The organism is Methanomicrobium sp. W14, from assembly GCF_017875315.1.
In the GTDB taxonomy this organism is placed as follows: Archaea; Halobacteriota; Methanomicrobia; order Methanomicrobiales; family Methanomicrobiaceae; genus Methanomicrobium.
In genome coordinates this window covers 1,094,993-1,115,846 of sequence record NZ_JAGGMM010000001.1, presented here as the reverse complement: position 1 = coordinate 1,115,846, position 20,854 = coordinate 1,094,993, and the positions used below count along the sequence as shown (strand labels likewise).

Here is a 20,854-nt window from a genome sequence, read left to right as displayed (position 1 = left end):
TCAGATGGTGTACTGAGATACGCGAGTTCTCGGGAAACATCTAACGCTGCAACTGCTTAATAGAGAAGTGATGAGTGTCTTTTTTTGTGTTTTTGATTTAGTTTTTTGATTTAATTGTAAGTGATTTTGAAAGACGTTTTTTTGTATTGATTTTCTGTTTTTGCAATCTGTTTGTGTTCTGAGAGTTTGAAGATGACTTTCTTTGTCACTGTTCGTTTTTTTCACTGATGTTTTTATTCTGTTTAATTAAAGTAAAGGAATTTGAATTTTTGATTTTTTCATTAGTTTTTTTAATATCTCAAAAAGATTTATCAGCAATAATGAATCTTATTTTTTCAGCAATGTACGGAATATACAGTTATCCTGTCCATCTTGAAAAGGAAGGGTTAACTATTGATATCACAGAAAATAATGGCATATACAGGTATGTGCGCAATTGTTGCGGAGAAAAATATGAATGCCTTATATCTTCACCTGGCGAAAAAATCCATGTTAATCCTGTAGAACCTGTAAATCTTCCAAAATATATTACTAAATATCTGGAAATAGATTTTGAAAGGGTTTTGGTCTCCCCTGAATCAAATATTATGTATTACCTGACTTTTCCTATAGAAATCGGTGTTTTTCTGGAGTCAAAAAAGAATCTTGAACCTTTGGATCTGTTTTCGCTTCAGCCAGCAAAATATTCGCTTTACGGAGACCCGACAAACGGTGAAATTGTAAAGTACTATAAGAGTTATCTGAGAAGAGACCTTCCTGAAGTTGATATACTCAAAGAGGGAGTTTTATCGATTACTATAATTAATTCAGACAGCACTATAGCATCTGTTTCAAAACTGGTTTTCGACAGTTACGGCATGAAGGTATATTACAATGAGAATCTGGTTTCAATGGTTGCACAGATGAAAATATACCAGAAAAATATTGCCGAAACTGAATTTCTCAATGTGCCTTTACTTGTTGGAATGGAGAAATCTGCAGAGCTCTACACGACACGAAATATTCCGGCTATAAAGAGGTATTATCTAATGGAGAGGGGATTTGATTGAGTGATTCGTTAATATCTGTTTTTTTTGTCCCCCTGACAAAGAGCGGGGTAACAACAATAGACGTAATCATTTTTTTTGTGATACTGTTTTCTTCCATAATAATTGCCAAAATAATCTCTATTAATGTAAAAAGGCGGATTTCTGACAAAATTCCAATAAGTGACAGGGAAACAGTAGGCAAAATAATTTCTATGATTATAATTGCAGTTGGTTTTCTTGTAGCTCTGCCATATATAAAAGTTGATCTCTCGGGTATTTTCGTTGCAGGAGGACTTCTGGCGATTATTATAGGTATAGCCGGTCAGAGCCTTTTTTCAAATGTTATCTCCGGGGTAATTCTGTTTTTTGAGAGACCTATAAAAATTGGTGACATTATAGGCGTGGGGAATGTTACGGGAACTGTTGAAAATATTCAGATTCTCTCGACTGTGATAAAAACCTACGACGGTATCTTTACAAGAATTCCTAATCAGACCATGTTTACGTCTGAAATAGAAAATTATGTGGCGCATGCTGCAAGGCGGTTTGAGTATACTGTAGGAATAAGGTATGAAGACGATGCTGACGCAGCAATAAAAATCATAAAAGGAGTAGTATCCAGGCATCCTTTTGCGTTAAAAAATCCTGAGCCTACAGTATATGTGGATAAACTGGATGAGAGTAGTGTAAATATCTGTGTAAGGGTATGGGCGCCTTCTTTAGTATGGTGGGACGTAAGAATGGAGCTTTTATGGAAGATAAAACTGGCCCTTGAGGACGGAGGTATTCAGATACCGTTCCCGCAGAGAACATTGTGGTTCGCAGATGAGGCCAAGTGCAGTCTTTCAGGCGAAAAGAGCAGGTGAGGTTTTAAACCTGAATTTTGGTAATTAAATTTATATAAGAGAATAGAGCGAAGATTTATCAGTATTTGAAAATTTCACACTGGTAAAACTTTGTGTTGTCAGATTGAGGATGAGAGGTGTTCTGTTTATTGGCAGGTTTCAAAAATTTTGTAAATAAAATAAAAAATTATCCTTACCTGTCTGCATTACTGCCTCTGAAAAAGTCTCAGGTTCCTGTTGAGATTATAGCAGGTATAACTTTTGCTTCATTGGCAATACCTGAAGTAATGGGTTATACAAGCATTGCGGGAATGCCTGTTGTAACCGGACTTTATACAATGCTTCTGCCGATGCTTGTATTTGCTTTTCTTGGCTCCTCACGTCATCTGGTTGTAGGTGCCGATTCTGCGACAGCGGCAATTATTGCAGGCGGTCTTATTGTTTATGCAGTTCCAAAATCCTCTGAATACGTCGCATATGCAGGAGTTGTAGCGATAATATCCGCCGTACTTCTGATTACTGCAGGAATTCTGAAATTAGGATTTATTGCAGATTTTTTATCGAAGACTGTTCTTATCGGATTCCTTACAGGCATAGGGATACAGATCTCTCTCGGACAGATTGGAGTGATGCTTGGAGGCAGCAGTACGTCTGACGGCTCCATATACAGCCTGGAATCAATTTTCAACAGTCTTTTAAGCATCAATATACCTACATTAATCCTGTCATTATGTGTTGTGGCGTTCATAGTTTCCGCAGGGTATTTTGACAGCAGAATACCGGGTGCACTTATAGCGGTTGTTTTAACGACATTTGCAGGCTGGATAACAAGTCCTGAAGTCTACGGGATAAAGCTTTTAGGTGAATTTCAGGGAGGACTTCCGCAGATTTCACTACCTGTTATTCCTTATGAGAATCTTTTAGGAGTTGTTGAAATTTCGGTTGCTTGTTTTCTTGTTATACTTGCACAAAGTGCTGCAACATCACGTGCCTATGCCCTTAAATATTCGGAGAAGTATGACGAAAATACAGACCTTCTCGCTCTCGGCTTTTCAAATGCGGCAGCCGGGATTTCCGGGACTTTTGTTGTAAACGGAAGCCCTACAAAGACTGAGATGGTCGACAGTGCAGGCGGAAGGACCCAGTTGTCCCAGCTTGTTGCTGTCTGTGTCGTAGCAGCTGTCCTGGTATTTATTACGAAGCCTTTGTCTTATCTTCCGCAGGCAGTTCTTGCGTCAGTTGTTTTTGTAATCGGCCTTAAACTGATAGATATTAAAGGAATGATAACCGTTTTTCATTTAAGGCCGGTAGAGTTTATTGTTGCCCTGATTGCAGCAGTGTCCGTTGTTTTGTTTGGCGTGGGGGAAGGTCTTGGGATAGCGGTTGCATTTTCTATTGTAGCCCATCTGCGCCACAGCTACCGGCCTTTAAATTCGCTTCTTGTAACTACACCTCGCGGTGCATGGAGACCAACTTCTCTTTCGGAAGGTTTGCAGGCGGAAGAAGGTCTTTTGATATATCGTTTCGGCTCGAATCTCTATTTTGCAAATGAGAGTATGTTTACACGTGAGGTTGTGACGCTTGCGATTACTGCCAGGCCTCACCTGAAGTGGTTCTGCCTGTCTGCCGCAAATATCGGAGATGTTGATTACACCTCTTCCGAAGCCTTAAAAGAAGTATATTATGAGCTTGAGAAAAGAGGCATTACTTTTGTCATATGCGACATTGTAGGCCCTGTGTTCAACAAAATGGAGAAAGACGGATTTTTTGATCTTATCGGCCGGGAAAACATATTCGCCAATGCGACAGACGTTCTTTACGCCTACAGGAATTTAGATAAACAGGTTAAATCTCCTGATATTTGATTATAGTCTGGGCATAAGTCTTATTTGCCTGTTATTTACTTTCACCGTGCCTGCTCTTTATTGATATAGTGGGACATCTTATATCTCAGATATGAAAAACGTTGAAATGTCAGTTTCGGGAAATGTTCTGATGATAAAGGTTGACCTCTCAAAGGAATTCGGGGCATCCAAATCAGGCAAGTCTATAACTGTTGCATCGACTGAAGGGAATATTTCGGTTCCTGAAAACGAAGATATAAAAATAGGGCTTAATGTCTACAGAAGAAGATAATCTATTTTTTTTAACTTTAATGAATTAATCTGACATTTTTATCGTAGTAATATAATCCAAATATAATAGTGTGGTAATTATTAAGTTCTTGAGTGTTGTATATGGGACTGATATTATGCTCTCTCTTCTTTTTGTCGGTGGGGATTCGGATATGTTAAATGCCGTATGGCATTTTTTTGAAAAATATGGTGATATCAGGGTGGAAACATCCGGTTTTGATGACGCTTTGGGAGTTTTGGAAAATGATAGTTTTGATTTTGTGATATCTTGTGTTGGGACTTCCGAAATGGAGTGTTTATCACTTTTAAAGTGCCTGAGAGATAAAGGAAACAACGTTTCTTTTATTATTTTTGCAGAAAAAGGCAGGGGAAGTGATGTAATAAAAGTATTCAATGGTGGTGCCTGTTACCACGTTGAGAAAGAAGGCTGCAATGAAGGACGGTTTACAGAAATTCTGGATTATGTAAGAAAAACGCAAATTTCAAAAATATCTGGTGAGATGCCTGAATATACGCCCGAAAAACTCTCTGATATCATACGTTTTCTGCCGGATGCAGCTTTTGCAATTGACACATCCGGATTAGTGACAGAGTGGAATCCTTCCATTGAAAGGATGACGGGTGTAAAAAGAGAGGATATAATCGGTAAAGGCAATTATGCTTATTCTGTTCCTTTTACCGGTGAGTCGGGGCCCTGTCTTGCGGATTACGCATTAAAAAATACAGGACCTGAAAGGCATGGAAAATACCCTATAGTTAACGACGGGTTCTGCCTATCCTCAATTGTTTTTGTGACTGCTTTAAATGACGGTAAAGGTGCATTTCTTCTTCTGAAGGCTAAACCCTTTTATGACAAAAAAGGAAGAATTGCAGGAGCTATAGAAACTGTAACCGATATAACCCGGATGAAGAAAATAGAATATGATCTTTTTGAAAAAGAACACCTCCTGAAGACTTTGATGGACAATCTTCCGGGTATAGTATACAGGAGCTTCAATAATTCAGACTGGACTATGAAGTTTATAAGTGCCGGCTGCAGGAATCTGACGGGGTATACTGCTGATGAAATTATCAACGACAGAATAATATCATATGGGTCGATGATTCACCCGAACGACAGGATGAGAGTATGGGATAATATTCAGGAGAGTGTTAATAAAAGGCAGCCTTTTCAGCTGGTTTACAGGATATATAGTAGAGAAGGCGAAGAAAAATGGGTGTGGGAGCAGGGAAGAGGAGTATTTGAAGGCGACAGGCTTCTCGGTCTGGAGGGGCTGGTTCTGGATATTTCAAAAGGAAAGCTCGCGCATGACACTATGAACGAAATTAACCGGAAACTTTCTCTTTTGAGCAGCATCACACGTCATGATATTTTAAACAACCTTTCGCAGGCTATGTCCTCGTTGTCTCTTATCCAGGATGAAATAAAATCAAAAAGAGGTAAGAACCTTTTTGAAAATGCAAATCACCGCCTGAACAGGATAAGGGATCAGGTTGTTTTTACAAGCAGGTATCAGGACCTCGGGACAGAAAGTTCTCTGTGGCAGAATTTGTATAATGTCATTGAAGATGTGAGTGGTGTCGCCAGAGACGCAGGTGTCAGTGTTGAAAATAATACAGCCGGATGGTGTATCTATGCTGATTCGATGATAAGAGCCGTATTTTACAATCTGATTGAAAACAGCATGCTCCATGGGAAAAAAGTGAAAAATATAATCCTTTCAGTTTCCGAAAGCAAGAAAGGGCTTTGCATCTGTTACAGGGATGACGGTGTAGGTATCCCGGCCGATAAAAAAAAGCTTATTTTTAATTCGGACTATGGTGACAATACCGGTTTTGGACTGTACCTGTCAAGGCAGATTCTGGGTATCACCGGAATAAGTATCGAAGAGACGGGAAAAAACGGGGTTTTGTTTGAAATTCTTGTTCCCAAAAACAAATACAAAAAATACTGACACTTAAAGTATATTCGTTCTTGTGTGTTTTATGCTTTATTTAACTTTTCAAACAGAATAAATAGAAATTTCAGAATTTACATGAAAAGTGATTCTGAAATGGATAATTTATAATGATATTAATTACACAGGCTTACAACAGGAATAATTATTGGAGGAAACCGTATTATTTTAACATTCCTTTTGTGTTTTTTGGTTGTCGTTGTTTTAATGCCTGAAATTTGTGGTGAACCGCCGTTTTACAGGAAATTCATGAATCGGACGGGGAAAATCAGGGGTGAAAATGTTTTTGTCTCCTGAAAGCCTGAGAGGAAAATCACTTGGAATACCCCAAAAGCTTCCGCCTTTTAATCCCGACAGTGATATTCCAAAGCCCCCTGACTACGAAAACCCCGGATGCTGGGTGAAACTGCCCGAATATTTTATCAGGAAGAAGCAGCCTGTTGATGTGTTCTGGGTTTACCCTACCATACTTTCCGATGATAAGACGTACCTTATGGATATCTCTGACCCGGACTTAAGGAAAAAGGCCGAATGGACTATAGTCGAGCAGGCAAGCATCTTTGACGGGCAGGCTAATATCTATGCACCTTATTACAGGCAGAACAACGTGAAGATAAATCCTCTCATGCTGACTGATGCAAAAGCGATTTTCAATCTCGGCCAGGATGACCTTATCAGAGCTTTTGATTATTTCCTCAGGAATTTCAACAGGGGAGAAAGGCCGGTAATTCTTGCCGCACACAGCCAGGGTTCGGTGAGGGTCGTTGAACTTTCAAAGGCAGGGGAGCTTCTGGCGGGCGATGCCGAATCGTTAAAACGGCTCGTCTGTGCCTATACAATTGGTTATTCCATAACGCCTTTGGATTTAAAGGTAAATCCTCTAATAAGAATAAGTGAAGGCCGGGATGACACAGGCTGTTTTGTTTTGTACAATACCATCTCGGATGAAGAAGGAAAGGAAAAGGAGGGGCCGACGATTATTCCCGGGACTTTCGTTGTCAACCCCCTCAACTGGAAGACTGATGATACTTTTGCACCGGCATCAATGAACCTCGGCGCCTGCTTTTTTAAGCATGAGCACCAGAAGACACCTGACAGGTATTCCGGTTTTGCGGCTGCACAAATCGCCGGGAGCGCTCTTGTTATAACTGACATTAAAAATCCTGAAGAGCTTCCTGCAACAAGCGTCACTTTCCCAAAAGGAGTTTATCATATGTATGACTACGCGATATTTTACGAAAACCTGAGGAAGAATGTTGCAGATAGGATTAGTGCATATATGGAGAAGAATTCTGAAAAAATAAGTGAATTATCTTGATAATATCCAGTTTATATTAATCTATTCTTTTTCTTCAATATTATGTATCATTTTTATCATTTGAAGTTTTAATTCAGGAAGCTGTTTTTGTATTATAAACCATAATATGCCGGTATCAACGCCAAAATATTTGTGAATTACAATATTTCTGGTGCCAACAATTCTTTTCCAGGGGATTTGGGGATACCTGCAACGAAAATCCTCTGGTATATTAGAGGCTGCCTCTCCTATTATTTCGATGTTTCTGACAACTGCATCTATGGTTTTTTGGTCAGTTTCAAAATCTTCCTTTGAATAGTATTTTATATAATCTGAAATTCTCTCTGCGGCCTCAATAATATCATCAACTGATATCAGGACATCACGCTTTGACATATACCGCATCCTCTAAAATTCCGTCATAAATCCGTTTTCTTTGTATAATTCCTGCTTTAAGGATTAAATCAACATTCTTTTTAAGAATTTTTTCAAGTTCGTCTTTTAGATCAACAACTTCCCAGCCAATTGGTTCTGAAAAGTCTACCATGATGTCCAGATCGCTTTTTTCTGTTTGTTCACATCTTGCATATGATCCGATTATACTGATTTCGGATATTTTGTATTTTTGCGAAAGCCGGTTGTAATTTTTATTTAAAGTTGCAACTATTTTATTCAGTTCCTCTTTTCGCTCTTTATTGTTGTTGGAATCTTCGCCGGAACTCATTTGATAAAACCGAGCTTTTACTTAATTTTAATTATAGTGTTTATTCAGATAAACTATTGCATAAGAATACTTATGCAATTCTTTTCTGCAAAAAGGAATTTATTTTTCAAGCTGTTTTTTTTGAACGTCTAAAACCAAAGGGTTACTTATTCCGCCGAGAAGCTCTGTAATCGAATGGACGTATGGCTCCTGTCTTGTAAGGCTCGGTGAGACAAAAGGGTCTTTTCTCTGTTCTTTTCTTCCCATTCGTGCATGTCCTGTTGATATGTAATGCAGGTAGTCTTCTTTTGTCAGGTTCCACGTGACGTTTATTTTAAGGTGGACTATATTGTGATTGTCTTTTTCATTGTTATTTGGAAGCATCACTGCACGGGTTTTTGGAAGTGCAACCGGTTTTCCGCCGTTTGAGTTCGACAGTTCCAGAACTTTTTCCCATAACCTGTTGCAGAAAGGTTCTGCATCGGGACATACCCTGCAGTACCTGTTTGTCGGCGGGAAGCAGTCGCCTTTGTAATGTTTGCAGAAATTCTGTTTCATGTTTTTCAGGAATTTGTATTTCAAATCGTAAAAATTTATGATCCGTAAGAAGCCTGAATAGCCGGAAAATTTAATGCAGTATCTTAATCATCGTTTGCCTTAACAGGACTTAACCTCGGGTTGCCTGTACCCCCACGAATTCTCTCTTTTCATCGGATTCAGGCTTTTCATTTACCTCAGGATATAGACTGACGGCCTCATTCAGACGCTTTATAAGTTCTTCGTATGTTTTTGCCTGTGTGAAGCAACCCGGAAGTGAAGGAACCGAGGCATAAAAATGACCGTCCTCGTCTTTTTCTATAAGGCAGTTATATTTCAGATTTAGTCCTAATCTGCTTTTTAATCAAATAAATGATTGTTTAAGAATGCAGAAAGACTCTCCCAAAAAAATACCACAACAGACTTGGAAAAAAAATTTTCAAAGGCTTTGAACGTGATTTCCCGAAGCCTCAGGAGGGAATTGAACCCCCGACCTGCTGATTACAAATCAGCCGCTATGCCGCTAAGCCACTGAGGCGCTCTAATAATGTTATATCTTCACTATAAAAAAGATGGCGGTTTGCGTTCAGAAAACCCTTTTGAAAACGTCATTAAAACACCATTATTTAATCCCTTGGAATAACAAAACATTATCCCAGATACTATATGGCGCACCTAACCGTTGACATTGGGGGAAGTCCCGGAATCGACTGCCGGGGGTTCTGCAGTTACTGCTATTTCAAGCGCCTCAAAAAAGAGGAGAACCCTGAGCCATTCGGGTGCAAATACTGCCTCCCTTTTACAAAAGGCTGTGATTACTGCACCAACGGAGTCAGGGAAAATTACGAAGGCTTCAAAGACATAAGAGACGTTGCGGACAACATCCTTGCAGACCTCCAGCTGATGGACGGCGAACTTGAAAAAATAACGATAAGCGGCGGCGGTGACCCGTCGTGCTACCCGCAGTTCAAAGACTTAATGGAAATCCTCGGGAGTATGGAGGTTCCGATTCACATCGGGTACACGTCAGGGAAAGGTTTCGACGACCCCGACATTGCAGACTTCATGGTGGACAACGGCCTTTCTGAGATATCATACACAATATTTGCAAGCGACCCGAAGCTCCGCTCGGAATACATGGTTGACCCGACACCAAAAGCCTCCCTTGAGGTATTCAGGAGGCTCTGCAAAAAAATAGACGTCTATGCCGCGGCGGTAATTATACCTGATGTGAACGACGGCGAGGCGCTCGAAGATACCTGCCGCTTCGCCGAGGAGTGCGGGGCCAAAGGAATTATACTGATGAGGTTTGCAAACCGCACCGACCAGGGCCTGATACTTGGAAACGCCCCTATAATAAAGGGGCAGAGGGTTCAAACAGTCCGTGAATTCGCGGAAATGGTCATTTCCCTGAACTCCCGGTACAAGATAAAGATAAACGGAACGCCGTTAGGTGACCCTGAAATCGGTTCGCCTTTCGCGATAACCGATGAGCCCGACCTTCTGGAAAAACTTCCACGTGTTGAAAAGGACGCGACAATAATTACCGGGAGCATCGCGGCACGTCCCATACAGACGATACTTGACGCATGTGGGAACAAATCCTGGGTGTACGGGACGCAGAAAGAGATTGCCTGCCTTATAACAATAGATGACCTGAAGTCAGTCGACCTTTCAAAAATAGGTGAAGTAGTGATTATTCCGGGAAGGAGCTTTGTTCATGAAAAGGAGGCAACAGAAGTCCTTTCATCAGACGGTGTCGAAAGAACTGTCATAAGAGGGCCAGATATGCTCACCGCCGATGCGGAGACAAGCATGGGAATGGACAAAAACGGTGTGCTGCAGATGGAGATGGACGGCTTTTCCGAACTTATCCGGCTTATGAACATGTACGGAAGAGACCGTGAGTAATACCGGTTACCGATGATGTAACGTCCGCCGGTTAATTAGAGAAAGTTATACTTTAGCCGGTGCATAAATAATCCCTGATGAAAAGTCCTTTTCACGTAATGATTATTCCGACTCTCGGGTGCCCTTCAAACTGTCTTTACTGCTGGAGTTCGGAGGAGGACTCTCCCGTAATGACTATAAAAACCGTCAGAAAAGCGGTTGAATGGCTGAAAAAACTTGAGGGTTACCAGGTGACCGTGACATTTCATGGCGGAGAGCCCCTTCTTGCAGGCCCCGGATTTTTCAGGGAGGCACTCCCTCTTCTCTCCGAAGGTTTAAAACACCTTGAACCCACTTTTGCCATCCAGACCAACCTGTGGAGGATGACGCCTGAGATTGCAGAAATCCTTGCAGAATACAATATCCCTGTAGGTTCAAGCCTTGACGGCCCAAAATCCATAAACGACCTCCAGAGAGGCGTCGGATACTATGAAAAAACCCTTGAAGGATGCAGAATCGCACGTGAAAACGGACTTGACGTAAGGTTTATCTGCACTTTTACAACTGAATCGTTTGAAAGAAAAGAGGAGATCTTCAGGTACTTCATGGACAACGGACTTGCGTTGAAACTTCACCCGGCACTGCCTTCACTGCGCGGAAAAGAGCCTGAAAAATATGCACTCCCGCCGGAAAAGTACGGTGAGCTTCTGGTATACCTCCTTGATATGGCTCTTCTTCATATGGACAGGACCGAGATAATGAATATAAACGACATGTGCAGGTGCGTATTTACGAGGCACGGAAGTGTGTGCACTTTTGCAGACTGCATGGGGACAACTTTTGCGATAGGCCCAGACGGAGGCATATACCCTTGCTATCGTTTTGTCGGAATGCCGGAATACCTGATGGGAAATGTGCATGACAATCCCTCAAAAGAGGATATTGAGAATTCAAAGGCATGGAAGCTTATGCAGGAATACAAAAGTTTTGTCGATTCGAACTGCAAAGACTGCTGTCATATCACCTACTGCCGCGGAGGATGCCCGTACAATGCCATTGCGCCGACCGGCGGAAAGATTGAAGGGGTCGACCCACACTGTGTGGCGTACAAAAGAATCTTTGATGAAATATCTGCCAGGCTCGATGCGGAGATGTTTGAGGAGCCCCCGCAGGGCATGGGGTACGGAGGACGCTCACGCAGGCGCAAAAGAAAAGCGGGTGTCACAGATCTTATGCAGAGAATAATTATGAAATAAAACTGAAATTACTGAAACAAAATCGTTTTTTTATGTTTATGATTATTTACAGTCCCCTTCGTGTCCGTGCATATGCTCACCTTCATGGTAGTGATAATGCACATGCGAAAAAGAGCCGTGGGAATGTATATGGCTGTGAATGAGGTTTGTCGATGCAAGAAGCTGTGTATCTTCCATAATATCCTGGCTTTTTTTGTCTGCAACGATATTGTGCTCTTCGCCGAAAACAAGGGCCCTGTCGCTTATTGCGGTTACCGTTTCCAGGTCATGCGTTGCGGTTATAATCGTCTTTTTGGTTCTGCCCATCCCGGAGAGGAATTCGGTGAGCCAGAACTTGCTTCTCGGGTCAAGACCGCTTGTAGGTTCGTCAAGGAGCAGAACGTCAGGGTTTACGGAAAGTACTGATGCAATGCAGACCTTTTTCTTTTCGCCGCCGCTGAGGGTGTGTGGTGCCCTGTCCCTAAGCTTTGTTATCCCCATCATCTCCATAACTTCTTCCGTCCTTGCCTTCACCTCGTCAGGGTCAAGGTCAAGCTGGAGGGGTCCGAAGGCAATCTCGTCGTAGACTGTTGATGAGAATAGCTGAACGTCCGAGTTCTGGAAAACAAAGCCCACCTTTTTCCTGAAAAAGCGGCTGTAAGGGTTGTCGTCAAGCGAATCGAACATCTCACTTCTGACAGGGTTTCCGAAGGCGGAAAAGCTGCCGGAATCGGGAAATATCAGTGCGTCGAGTATCGAAAGAAGGGTGGACTTGCCGCTGCCGTTTGATCCGAGTATCGAAACCTTTTCACCAGGTCTTATTGACAGCGTGACGTCATTTAATGCCCTGAAATTTCCGGGGTAGCTGTATGATATACCGGTCAGGTCAAACAATTTGTCCATTTTGTCTCTGCTCCTTTTTTAGTGAATAATAGTTATCTGGGAGAATATTATGAGAGATACACCCAGGATGACGGAAAAAACCCCTGAGATGTAATCCCTTCTGTTCGCGCAGAATGTATCCATAATTTTTGCATCTCCGTTGAACCCCCGCGAGACCATGGCCATGTGCACCATCTCGCCGGTTTTAAGAGACTTTATGAGCGTGTGGCCTATACGTTCGCCGACCCATTTCTGCTCCTTAATCATCGGAAGTGGCTTTAGTGTCCTGCTCTTTTTCGCCATGTAAAAGTCTCTTATCATGCCTGAAAAGAGGAATATATACCTGTAGCACATGTCAAGCGTCAGGACATATATCTTAGGCACATGAAAAGTTCTGAGCGATTTGAACAGGACTGAATGCCTTGTGGTAAGAAAAAGCAGGACTGCAAAAGAGACGCAGGTCACGACCCTCAATATAAACCTTGTGGCCGTAATAAGCCCCTGCCATGTTATAGTAAGCCCTCCGGGAAGTGCTGCCGGCCCCAGGTGAGCTCCCTGTCCGGGACTTATAAGGACAATTGCCGCATCACCCGGCATAAACACGTTGAATATAACGGGCAGGATTATTATGCCTGCAAAAACCGGGATAAACAGCCATATTCTCTTTATGAAAAAGAACAGGTCTATTTTGCTGAAATAGGCGGCGATAAGAGAGAGAATATACATCAGGAGGAGGACTTCAATTGACCTTGTCATGCTTACCCCGAGTATTATGACAATTATACTAAGGAGTTTGACTCTCGGATCAAGGCTTTGAAGAAAGCCTTTTTGCCTGATGTATTTTTCATTTTGCAGTGATTCGTCAAAAAACCTGAATACACCGGATATAGACTTCTGGATAAAATTCTTCTTCCGCCTTTTGTTGTCGTATGAAGGGCATTCTTCAGTTGTTTCGCCGGATTTCATCCACGCGGGTATCTGCATGCATGTATGCGGTTCAGTCAAGTTTTTTTCCTTCGTATATTTTTTGTATAGTCATTATTTCAGGGCTCAGGGAATATTACGGTCAGTTTCATTTTTTTCGGCGAGAATCTTTATCGCAACCGGAAAGACCGGGGTTTATTCGTTGCGTCAGTAAAATCTTAAGAATCATTTGATTTAATAATATATTTTATAGTGTCTTTTTGACCCGTTATGGTATTAATAAAAAATGGGTATGTTTAAGTTTTTTTGCCGGAAACGGTTAGTCCCTGCCTTTTGCCATGGCTCTGCCTGCAATAAACAGTATCCCGAATGTGAGGATTACGCCGATTATTGCGGATATGTAGTAGCCGGGAGCCTGTGTCGCCAGGGTTTCGTGGTCACCGCCGGAAAAGTCGTAGTCCGGAAGAGGTGCGCTCCAGACGTCGGCAATCTGTGCAAATCCTGAAGGAATGTATCCTACCATCTCCTCCAGTTCATCACTGCCCCATTCGCCGTAAGCCGTTCCTGTTGCGATAAGGCCTATCGGGACGATTATGACGAGTACTATAAGACATACGAAAAGGACCTTGAATGTTCTGCTGAATTCCATTTTTATCACTTCGTTATATCCTATGAGACCTGCGGATTTTCAGGGTTTTTTTTGGTGCCCGCTGTACTCGCTTCTTCTTTTTTGTAGTCAAAGATAATCGCCGGATCACTGCGTGCAATGTATGCGAATGCAACAGCCGTAACCAATGCCTCAACTATACTGAAGAAACAGCAGTGTGCAATAAGCATTGCAGGAAGAGTTATGTTCAGCCCGTAGGGCATATAAAGCGGAACCCCTGCCGCCGTATGCTCAAGTGCGGGCTGTATTCCCATCTCAAAGCCTGCCACTCCTGCCGCGACCGACAGACCAAGCCAGCCTGCGACCGCCGCCGCCGCAATTCTCAGATTTGAAGTGATAGGAGTTTTTCCACTTATGTACTTGTAGGTGTAGTAGCCGACAAACGGTATTACTACACCCATGTTGAAACAGTTGGCACCAAATGCTGTAATGCCACCGTCTCCGAATACCAGACACTGGATTAGAAGTGCAACCGACGTTGTAATAACGGCGGCCCAGGGGCCGAGGATAATTGCAACCAGAGCGCTTCCAACTGCATGACCGCTGCTCCCGCCCGGAATGGGCACGTTAAACATCATAATAACAAAAGTAAATGCTGCGGCCATTGCAAGATACGGAATCTGCCTTGATCTAAGGTAGTTCTGGACCTTGTAGCCTGCGTAGATCCAAATCGGGATCATAATGATATACATTACGATGAATGTAATTGGTCCAAGATAACCATCGGGAATATGCATTTTTACACCCGTTTTACTATCGGCGCTGGAATTATAAAAAAATACCTAAACGTAATAAAAATTAATATTCTTGAACAATAAAATTTAATTAAATTTAATAAAACTATTGGTTAATAAACTAAAATCTGGTAAAATTTATTATTCGTATTAAAAAAATTTGAAAATATCCATTTATAGTTTTAAGTAACACTTTCAATCTCTGCCCTTAAAGGATTATTATATACTGATTAGATTGTCCTAAAAATACAGCATAATCTGTTTTTATACAAATATGAGTTCTTGGGAATTTTTAATATTTCCTGATTATTTTTAGCTTTATATTCTCAAATTCATCAGTTGTCAGATAGCCTTTTGAATAAAGTAAAGAGACTTTTTCAATTTCCTCTGATATATTGAAATTGCAGGCAGTTTCCTTTTCACAGTTTATTTCCCTGATGTAGCCCGACGAAAGAATGCCTGTAGGAAGGGCGACGAAACCAATTCCGGCAATTGCTATTACGCTGGCCATAATTTTGCCCATGGGTGTTACAGGATATACGTCCCCGTAGCCTACAGTTGTCAAAGTCGCAACAGCCCACCACATTGAATGCGGGATTGAAGCAAAAGCCTCAGGCTGAACACTGTTTTCTGCATAATACATCAGAGTCGATGCTATTACTATGACAAGTGCCAAAATAAAAAGAGTCATTACAAGTGCTTCTTTCTCGTGTAATATGACTTTTTTAAGGAGATTAAATGACTGGGTGTATCTTGCGAGTTTAAACAGCCGGAATATACGAAAAAGTCTTAAAATTCTCAGGATTCTTAAATCAATTCCAATAAAAAGAGGAAGATAAAACGGGAGTATTGCAAGCAGATCAATTATTGCAAGAGGAGTAACTGCGTATCTGATTCTTCCAAAAAACGGTCTTCTGAAATCCCTGTTTTCTGTACAGCACCATAATCTGAGAATATACTCAACAGTGAAAACCAATACTGATACGACGTCTATAACCAGAAAAAGAATGTAGTTTTCAAAATTCTTCAGGCTTGAAAGAATTACGGAAGCAGAGCTTACTATTATCAAAACGATAAAGAACATATTTATTGCAGCTGCAATACGGTCTGAAGCATCATTGAATTCAAGTATATCGTAAACCTTTCTTTTGAGCATAAGCTAACAAAATGTATTCATACGCATACTTATTAATATACGTAAAAAGAGGACATTTCCTTAGATTTAAAGCATTTTTAATAGCTCTTTTTTAAGGATTTCACTTATTACTTTTCCGTCGGCTCTTCCGCGCATCTCTTTCATGACGACACCCATAAGAGGGCCGAGGGCTCTCATTCCCTGTTCTTCGATGAACTCGGTGCGTTCCGAGATTACTTTTTTAATTACGCCCGTAAGCTCTTCCTCTGATACCGCCGGTGCAATTTCATTCACTGCATCGCCGACGCTTTTTCCGTTAATCACGGCTTTCAGGATATCTGGAACGGCTTCTTTTGCTGCTTTTCCGCATTCGACAGCCGTGAGAACAGAGAGGAGGTCCTCGTCACTGACTGATTTCGTATCGAAGCCTTCGCGTCTTATTTCTCTTAGCGTTGAATAAATGGTCCTTGCCGCAAGGTTTGGTCTGACACCCTTTGCTACAGCTTCTTCAAACAGGGGGCAGCGCACCGAAAACGCTATGTTTTTCGCAAGTGCTTTGTCAAGACCGAACTCTTCGGTGAAGCGTTTTTCCTTTTCCGTAAGAAGTTCGGGTATCTGTACCGACTGCCAGTATTCATCGTCTATGTCGGTTGCAAAAACGTCCGTTTCCGGATACATCCTGTCAGCTCCCGGGAGAGGACGCATATATGCGGTGGAACCTTCCTCAAGCATTTTTCGGGTCTCTTCAGGAACACCTTCAAACGCAAGTTTCGAGCGTTTGAGGATCTGCCCGATAGCGCACTTTGCCTTTTTTTTCGTATCTGCGACAAGGATTACGCAGTCGTCATCTCCTGCTTTCGCGGATTCCTTAAGGGCTTTGACCTCTTCGGCAGTGACACCGTATGCCGGGAGTTCGTCGGTATGGAAAAGTCCTCCTACACCGCATTTTTTGGCATAGTCTGAAATCTCGCTTCCGAGTCTTCTTCCCGGCTGGATCTCCTTTCCTACAAGACCTGCAAAGCCGTTTAGGCGGACGGCAAGGATGCATTTCGCTTTTTTCAGAATCGATGACTTTGTATCCCTGAAAAGTTCTGTCACTTCAAAGACTTCTTCGGAAACGGATGCACCCCTTTCCCGGAGTTCGTCACGTATTGAGATGAGGTTTAACTGTCTTAGGACTTCTCTTCTTACGACCTCGTCGATTAGGTTTAAGTCCTGGACACCTTTTATTTCGACACGAGCCCCGCCTTTTATAGAGATGTTTACGTCCTGCCTGATTGTGCCCAGACCGCGTTTTACTTTCCCCGTGGAGCGGAGTATCATACCTATATATGAGGCGACCTCTTTCACCTGCTCTGGTGTTTTCATATCAGGTGCCGTTGTAATCTCTGCCAGGGGAATTCCTAACCTGTCAAGTGAGAATATGTCACCTTTCACACGCTGTGCGGCCTCCTCTTCAAGGCATATCGACTCAATATTTGCGCCGCCGGGTATGCAGTGAATAGTTCCGTTCAGGGCTACCAGTGAAGTCCTCTGAAAGCCGCTTGTGTTTGAACCGTCGATGACAAGCTTTCTCATGACATGGACCTGCTCGACAGGCGTCATGTTCATCATTTTTGCAAGCGTCAGCGTAAGACCGAGAGCTTCCCTGTTCATCGGTGCCGGGGGTTCTTCATCGTTTTCAACAAGGCAGGTCGTGTCATACTCATAGTAAGTGTAGATCCTGTCCTGCTTTTTCATCTCCTCCTCTGCCGCACGGTCGACTCCGCCCATTTCGCTTTCTGTAGCACGAAGATAACGCTTAAACTCGCCGTTTCTTTTCTCAACGTCGCGAAGTTTCGTAGGGCAGTGGCAGAAGAGCTTCTCTTTCGTATCAAGCTGCTGGTGAATCTCGATTCCGGCTTTAAGTCCAATTTCGTTATAATCCATTTGGTGTGCACCTCCCTGTCTCTCCGCGGAGGTCGGTTTTTATAAGCTCCTTTATTCGGGAAGGGTTTCTCTCCTGACCTAAAACCCACATGAGTTTTACAAATGCGACTTCAGGAAGCATGTCTTCTCCTTCGGTAATCCCTGCGTCCAGGAGGTCACGGCCTGTATCATAGACCCTGTCGCACACGCGGCCGTTGAGGCACTGCGATGTCATGACGACCTCGGTCCCGGTTTCGGCAAGTTCTCTTACCGCGTCAATGCACACAGAAGAGGTATGGCCAAGCCCTGTTCCTGAAAGGACAAGACCCTTGTAACCTGAAAAAGCCCTGATTATGTCAGGCGACATTCCTGGGTAGAAGTAGAGGAGACCTGTCTTCTCTTCGAGTCTGTCAAAAAGTTTTGGGCTGTTATGACCGCGTCTGACCACGTGCTCTTCAAGTGTCACGTCAAGGGACGGGTATTCCACTTTTCCGAGAGGTTTTTCGTTCATGCTCCTGAATGCATCACGCCTTGATGTATGCATCTTTCTTACCCTTGTTCCCCTGTGGATTGTGCAGTAGTCGTCGTTTGTTGTCGCGTGCATCACAACGGTGACTTCCCCGAGGTCTGAAAGGGCAGCCTTTGCACTGCACATGCCGTTCATTACGTTGTCGCTTGAAGGCCTGTCTGCGGAACGCTGTGAGCCTACAAAGCATATCGGAACCGGAGTTTTTACCATGAAGCTTACGGCTGCGGCCGAGTACGCCATGGTGTCGGTCCCGTGGGTTACGATTACACCCTTCGTTCCGGCCTTGATTTCATCATATATTGTCTTTGAAAGCGTCTTCCAGATAGAAGGAGTCATGTTCTCCGAGAGAATCGTTGCTGGGACGTGTGCACTGAAGCAGGCTATGTCTTTCAGGCCGGGTATTGCACGGAGGATGTCATCGGCTTCAAACTGGCTTGTTACTGCACCTGTCCTGTAGTCTATCTTTGAAGCTATGGTCCCCCCTGTAGAGATTATCGAAAGTTTGGGAAGACTTGTATTCTGCTCTATTTTTTTCTGTGAAGGTGCATGGGTTGCCGTTTTTTCGGTCTTTTTCAGGGTTTCGTAGTCCACACCTATATTGTAGCCGTTGTCAAGTTTTATGACGGCTTTTTTGTTTCTTTCTGTTATGAATACACCCTTAAGCTGTGTTCCCGCGTAAGTGCAGAGAACCCTTTCTCCTGGCTCTATTGTCAACTGATCAGCTCCTCGGCCTGTTTAATCATTTCTTTGAGAGATTTGTCTATACGCTGTTTCTGTAATTTTGTCCATTCAATGTCTTCTTTTAACGCGTAATCACGTTTTTCAATGCTCTTTCTGACAGCTTCGGGTGCCGGGCCGCCTGTTGCAGACCTCTCGTTCACGGAAAACCCTACGTCTAGTGCATCGTTTACTGCCTTTTCGTCCATTCCCTTATCTTTCAGGGAAATGCCGGTCATTTCAAGGGAAGCTTCTTCAAGAGTGTCGATATCAAGTTTTCCAAGCCTTACAGAACGCCCGACTATACCGTGGGCTGTCCTGAAGGGAAGACCGTAGTTTCTGACCATGACGTCTGCAAGTTCGGTTGCGGTCGAAAACCCTTTGCCTGCATCTTCCTCCATTTTTTCAGTGTTGAAGCGTGCTGTCTTCAGAAGGCCTGTCATTATTTTAACGGACGACTTCGTATCAAAAACTGCTCTCCACAGGTGCATCCACAAATCCTGCATATCGCGGTTATAGCTCATTGGAAGACCTTTGATGAGTGCGACGGATGCCGAAAGCTCCCCTGCGACAGAACCCGCTTTTCCGCGCATTATCTCGGCGCAGTCAGGGTTTTTCTTCTGCGGCATAATCGAACTTGTTGAGCAGTATGCATCGTCGAGGTTAACAAAGCCGGCAAATGAAGAGCTCCAGATTATAAGCTCCTCGCACATCCTGCTGAGTGTCGTCATAAGAATGGCACATGCGGATATCGTTTCTATGCAGAAGTCACGGCCTGCAACACAGTCCATGGAATTTTCCAGGACCCCGGAAAAACCGAGGAGACCGGCAGTATATTCCCTGTCTATCGGATATCCGGTGGAAGCAAAGGCGGCGGCGCCCAGAGGACATAAGTCGACCCTTAAAAATGTATCACCGAACCTTTCAAAATCCCTTCCGAGAGCCTGCTCGTAGTTCATAAAGTAGTGTGCAAGCGTTGTCGGCTGCGCATACTGCAGGTGCGTAAATCCGGGCATAAAGGACTCCAGGTTTTCTCCTGAAAGTCTGATAAGTTCTTCCCTTAGCCCGGATATCCCGGTGAGAATTTCAAGTATCTCTTTTCTCAGACTGATCCTGACGCAGGTTGCAACTTCATCGTTTCTTGAACGTCCCATGTGAAGACGTCCGCCTTTGTCGGCCCCGGTTCTCTCTATAATATATGCCTCTATTCCGGCATGGACATCCTCAAATTTGGGGTCGTATACAATTTTGGGAATACCGTCTTTGTAGAGGTGCAGAAGAACGTCCATTATGGCTCTTGAAGAGCCGGCGTCAATTATCCCCTGTCTTCTAAGCATAAGGAGGTGGCCTATATCCACAAGAATATCTGATTCTCCTATAAATGCGTCGGCATCTTTTGATGACAGGTAATTCCAGACTTCGGGCGGGCGTTCATCGCCAAGCCGCCCGCCTCTCATCGGGTCTTTACTCATGACAAATCTCCTGCCTCTATTATATGCTTCAGGTGCATATTTAAAGCGACTATTGACAGTCACTTTTTGTCGTAATGTACAGGAAAATATGAAAATTTTGACATTTCTATTTAAAACCGGAGTATAAGTTTAATATTTTCATAATTGCTCTTTTTTCACAAGTAGAAATTTTATTTTAGCGGGTGTCATATAAACATCATTTTCAATTATTGTTTTGGTATAATTATAATCAAATAATAAATCGGATAAATAAGTATG

Annotated in this window: 20 protein-coding genes and 1 tRNA gene; 8 read left to right on the top strand and 13 right to left on the bottom strand. The window is 42.9% G+C overall.

Features of this window, described 5'->3' with window-relative positions; all coding sequences use genetic code 11:
• The first annotated feature begins 227 nt into the window (after positions 1-227).
• The 6 genes from J2128_RS05895 to J2128_RS05870 all read left to right on the top strand — a co-directional run bounded on the left by J2128_RS05895 (position 228) and on the right by J2128_RS05870 (position 7,284).
• Complete coding sequence (locus J2128_RS05895; RefSeq protein WP_245323348.1) at positions 228-1,049, top strand: DUF432 domain-containing protein; 822 nt, start codon at positions 228-230, stop codon at positions 1,047-1,049.
• Positions 1,046-1,894, top strand: coding sequence for a mechanosensitive ion channel family protein (locus J2128_RS05890; RefSeq protein WP_209690158.1), 849 nt, complete (start codon positions 1,046-1,048; stop codon positions 1,892-1,894). The genes J2128_RS05895 and J2128_RS05890 overlap by 4 nt, the downstream gene beginning before the upstream one ends.
• Positions 1,895-2,022: 128 nt before the next feature.
• Positions 2,023-3,738, top strand: coding sequence for a SulP family inorganic anion transporter (locus tag J2128_RS05885; RefSeq protein WP_209690157.1), 1,716 nt, complete (start codon positions 2,023-2,025; stop codon positions 3,736-3,738).
• Positions 3,739-3,829: 91 nt separating this feature from the next.
• The gene (locus J2128_RS05880) at positions 3,830-4,009 is read left to right on the top strand and encodes a hypothetical protein (protein ID WP_209690156.1); all 180 of its coding nucleotides are present in this window, start codon (positions 3,830-3,832) and stop codon (positions 4,007-4,009) included.
• 88 nt (positions 4,010-4,097) lie between these two features.
• Positions 4,098-5,963 carry a PAS domain-containing protein gene (locus J2128_RS05875; RefSeq protein ID WP_209690155.1) on the top strand — a complete coding sequence of 622 codons (1,866 nt, stop codon included), beginning with the start codon at positions 4,098-4,100 and terminating at the stop codon, positions 5,961-5,963.
• A gap of 283 nt (positions 5,964-6,246) precedes the next feature.
• The gene (locus J2128_RS05870; protein WP_209690154.1) at positions 6,247-7,284 is read left to right on the top strand and encodes a DUF3089 domain-containing protein; all 1,038 of its coding nucleotides are present in this window, start codon (positions 6,247-6,249) and stop codon (positions 7,282-7,284) included.
• A 21-nt stretch (positions 7,285-7,305) separates the two neighbouring features.
• Here J2128_RS05870 and J2128_RS05865 read toward each other — a convergent pair whose 3' ends face one another.
• The 5 genes from J2128_RS05865 to J2128_RS05845 all read right to left on the bottom strand — a co-directional run bounded on the left by J2128_RS05865 (position 7,306) and on the right by J2128_RS05845 (position 9,041).
• Positions 7,306-7,659, bottom strand: coding sequence for a DUF86 domain-containing protein (locus J2128_RS05865; protein WP_209690153.1), 354 nt, complete (start codon positions 7,657-7,659; stop codon positions 7,306-7,308).
• Positions 7,646-7,987: a nucleotidyltransferase family protein gene (locus J2128_RS05860; protein ID WP_209690152.1), complete on the bottom strand. Its 342-nt coding sequence runs from the start codon at positions 7,985-7,987 to the stop codon at positions 7,646-7,648. Before J2128_RS05860 ends, J2128_RS05865 begins: the two co-directional genes overlap by 14 nt.
• Before the next feature lie 99 nt (positions 7,988-8,086).
• Positions 8,087-8,524, bottom strand: a complete 438-nt coding sequence (locus J2128_RS05855; RefSeq protein WP_209690151.1) for a hypothetical protein — start codon at positions 8,522-8,524, stop codon at positions 8,087-8,089.
• A gap of 109 nt (positions 8,525-8,633) precedes the next feature.
• Positions 8,634-8,825 carry a type II toxin-antitoxin system HicB family antitoxin gene (locus J2128_RS05850; RefSeq protein ID WP_348632366.1) on the bottom strand — a complete coding sequence of 64 codons (192 nt, stop codon included), beginning with the start codon at positions 8,823-8,825 and terminating at the stop codon, positions 8,634-8,636.
• 144 nt (positions 8,826-8,969) lie between these two features.
• Positions 8,970-9,041, bottom strand: a tRNA-Thr gene (locus J2128_RS05845).
• A gap of 128 nt (positions 9,042-9,169) precedes the next feature.
• On the opposite strand from J2128_RS05845, the gene mmp10 reads away from it, so the two are divergent.
• Together mmp10 and J2128_RS05835 are read left to right on the top strand one after the other, a co-directional pair.
• Positions 9,170-10,414: a methyl coenzyme M reductase-arginine methyltransferase Mmp10 gene (gene mmp10, locus J2128_RS05840; RefSeq protein WP_209690150.1), complete on the top strand. Its 1,245-nt coding sequence runs from the start codon at positions 9,170-9,172 to the stop codon at positions 10,412-10,414.
• A 77-nt stretch (positions 10,415-10,491) separates the two neighbouring features.
• Positions 10,492-11,649, top strand: coding sequence for a TIGR04083 family peptide-modifying radical SAM enzyme (locus J2128_RS05835; RefSeq protein WP_209690149.1), 1,158 nt, complete (start codon positions 10,492-10,494; stop codon positions 11,647-11,649).
• Between the two features lie 42 nt (positions 11,650-11,691).
• On the opposite strand, the gene J2128_RS05830 is transcribed toward J2128_RS05835, so the two are convergent.
• The 8 genes from J2128_RS05830 to argH all read right to left on the bottom strand — a co-directional run bounded on the left by J2128_RS05830 (position 11,692) and on the right by argH (position 20,596).
• Positions 11,692-12,531, bottom strand: coding sequence for an energy-coupling factor ABC transporter ATP-binding protein (locus J2128_RS05830; protein ID WP_209690148.1), 840 nt, complete (start codon positions 12,529-12,531; stop codon positions 11,692-11,694).
• Positions 12,532-12,549: 18 nt separating this feature from the next.
• On the bottom strand, positions 12,550-13,515 hold the full coding sequence (gene cbiQ / locus J2128_RS05825; RefSeq protein ID WP_209690147.1) for a cobalt ECF transporter T component CbiQ: 966 nt from the start codon (positions 13,513-13,515) through the stop codon (positions 12,550-12,552).
• A gap of 238 nt (positions 13,516-13,753) precedes the next feature.
• The gene (locus J2128_RS05820) at positions 13,754-14,083 is read right to left on the bottom strand and encodes a PDGLE domain-containing protein (RefSeq protein ID WP_209690146.1); all 330 of its coding nucleotides are present in this window, start codon (positions 14,081-14,083) and stop codon (positions 13,754-13,756) included.
• 20 nt (positions 14,084-14,103) lie between these two features.
• On the bottom strand, positions 14,104-14,838 hold the full coding sequence (gene cbiM / locus J2128_RS05815) for a cobalt transporter CbiM (RefSeq protein ID WP_209690145.1): 735 nt from the start codon (positions 14,836-14,838) through the stop codon (positions 14,104-14,106).
• Between the two features lie 289 nt (positions 14,839-15,127).
• Positions 15,128-15,991 carry an ion transporter gene (locus J2128_RS05810; protein WP_209690144.1) on the bottom strand — a complete coding sequence of 288 codons (864 nt, stop codon included), beginning with the start codon at positions 15,989-15,991 and terminating at the stop codon, positions 15,128-15,130.
• 66 nt (positions 15,992-16,057) lie between these two features.
• The gene (gatE, locus tag J2128_RS05805; RefSeq protein WP_209690143.1) at positions 16,058-17,899 is read right to left on the bottom strand and encodes a Glu-tRNA(Gln) amidotransferase subunit GatE; all 1,842 of its coding nucleotides are present in this window, start codon (positions 17,897-17,899) and stop codon (positions 16,058-16,060) included.
• On the bottom strand, positions 17,889-19,121 hold the full coding sequence (gene gatD / locus J2128_RS05800; protein ID WP_245323347.1) for a Glu-tRNA(Gln) amidotransferase subunit GatD: 1,233 nt from the start codon (positions 19,119-19,121) through the stop codon (positions 17,889-17,891). The genes gatE and gatD overlap by 11 nt, the downstream gene beginning before the upstream one ends.
• Positions 19,118-20,596, bottom strand: a complete 1,479-nt coding sequence (argH, locus tag J2128_RS05795; protein WP_209690142.1) for an argininosuccinate lyase — start codon at positions 20,594-20,596, stop codon at positions 19,118-19,120. Before argH ends, gatD begins: the two co-directional genes overlap by 4 nt.
• Positions 20,597-20,854: the final 258 nt, after the last annotated feature.

Bases quoted from the DNA above. Each gene is read 5' to 3' on its own strand.
- J2128_RS05895 (WP_245323348.1), top strand. From the start codon at position 228: ATGTTTTTATTCTGTTTAATTAAAGTAAAGGAATTTGAATTTTTGATT.
- J2128_RS05880 (WP_209690156.1), top strand. From the start codon at position 3,830: ATGAAAAACGTTGAAATGTCAGTTTCGGGAAATGTTCTGATGATAAAG.
- J2128_RS05870 (WP_209690154.1), top strand. From the start codon at position 6,247: ATGTTTTTGTCTCCTGAAAGCCTGAGAGGAAAATCACTTGGAATACCC.
- J2128_RS05865 (WP_209690153.1), bottom strand. From the start codon at position 7,659: ATGTCAAAGCGTGATGTCCTGATATCAGTTGATGATATTATTGAGGCC.
- J2128_RS05860 (WP_209690152.1), bottom strand. From the start codon at position 7,987: ATGAGTTCCGGCGAAGATTCCAACAACAATAAAGAGCGAAAAGAGGAA.
- J2128_RS05855 (WP_209690151.1), bottom strand. From the start codon at position 8,524: ATGAAACAGAATTTCTGCAAACATTACAAAGGCGACTGCTTCCCGCCG.
- mmp10 (WP_209690150.1), top strand. From the start codon at position 9,170: ATGGCGCACCTAACCGTTGACATTGGGGGAAGTCCCGGAATCGACTGC.
- J2128_RS05835 (WP_209690149.1), top strand. From the start codon at position 10,492: ATGAAAAGTCCTTTTCACGTAATGATTATTCCGACTCTCGGGTGCCCT.
- J2128_RS05830 (WP_209690148.1), bottom strand. From the start codon at position 12,531: ATGGACAAATTGTTTGACCTGACCGGTATATCATACAGCTACCCCGGA.
- J2128_RS05820 (WP_209690146.1), bottom strand. From the start codon at position 14,083: ATGGAATTCAGCAGAACATTCAAGGTCCTTTTCGTATGTCTTATAGTA.
- cbiM (WP_209690145.1), bottom strand. From the start codon at position 14,838: ATGCATATTCCCGATGGTTATCTTGGACCAATTACATTCATCGTAATG.
- J2128_RS05810 (WP_209690144.1), bottom strand. From the start codon at position 15,991: ATGCTCAAAAGAAAGGTTTACGATATACTTGAATTCAATGATGCTTCA.
- gatE (WP_209690143.1), bottom strand. From the start codon at position 17,899: ATGGATTATAACGAAATTGGACTTAAAGCCGGAATCGAGATTCACCAG.
- argH (WP_209690142.1), bottom strand. From the start codon at position 20,596: ATGAGTAAAGACCCGATGAGAGGCGGGCGGCTTGGCGATGAACGCCCG.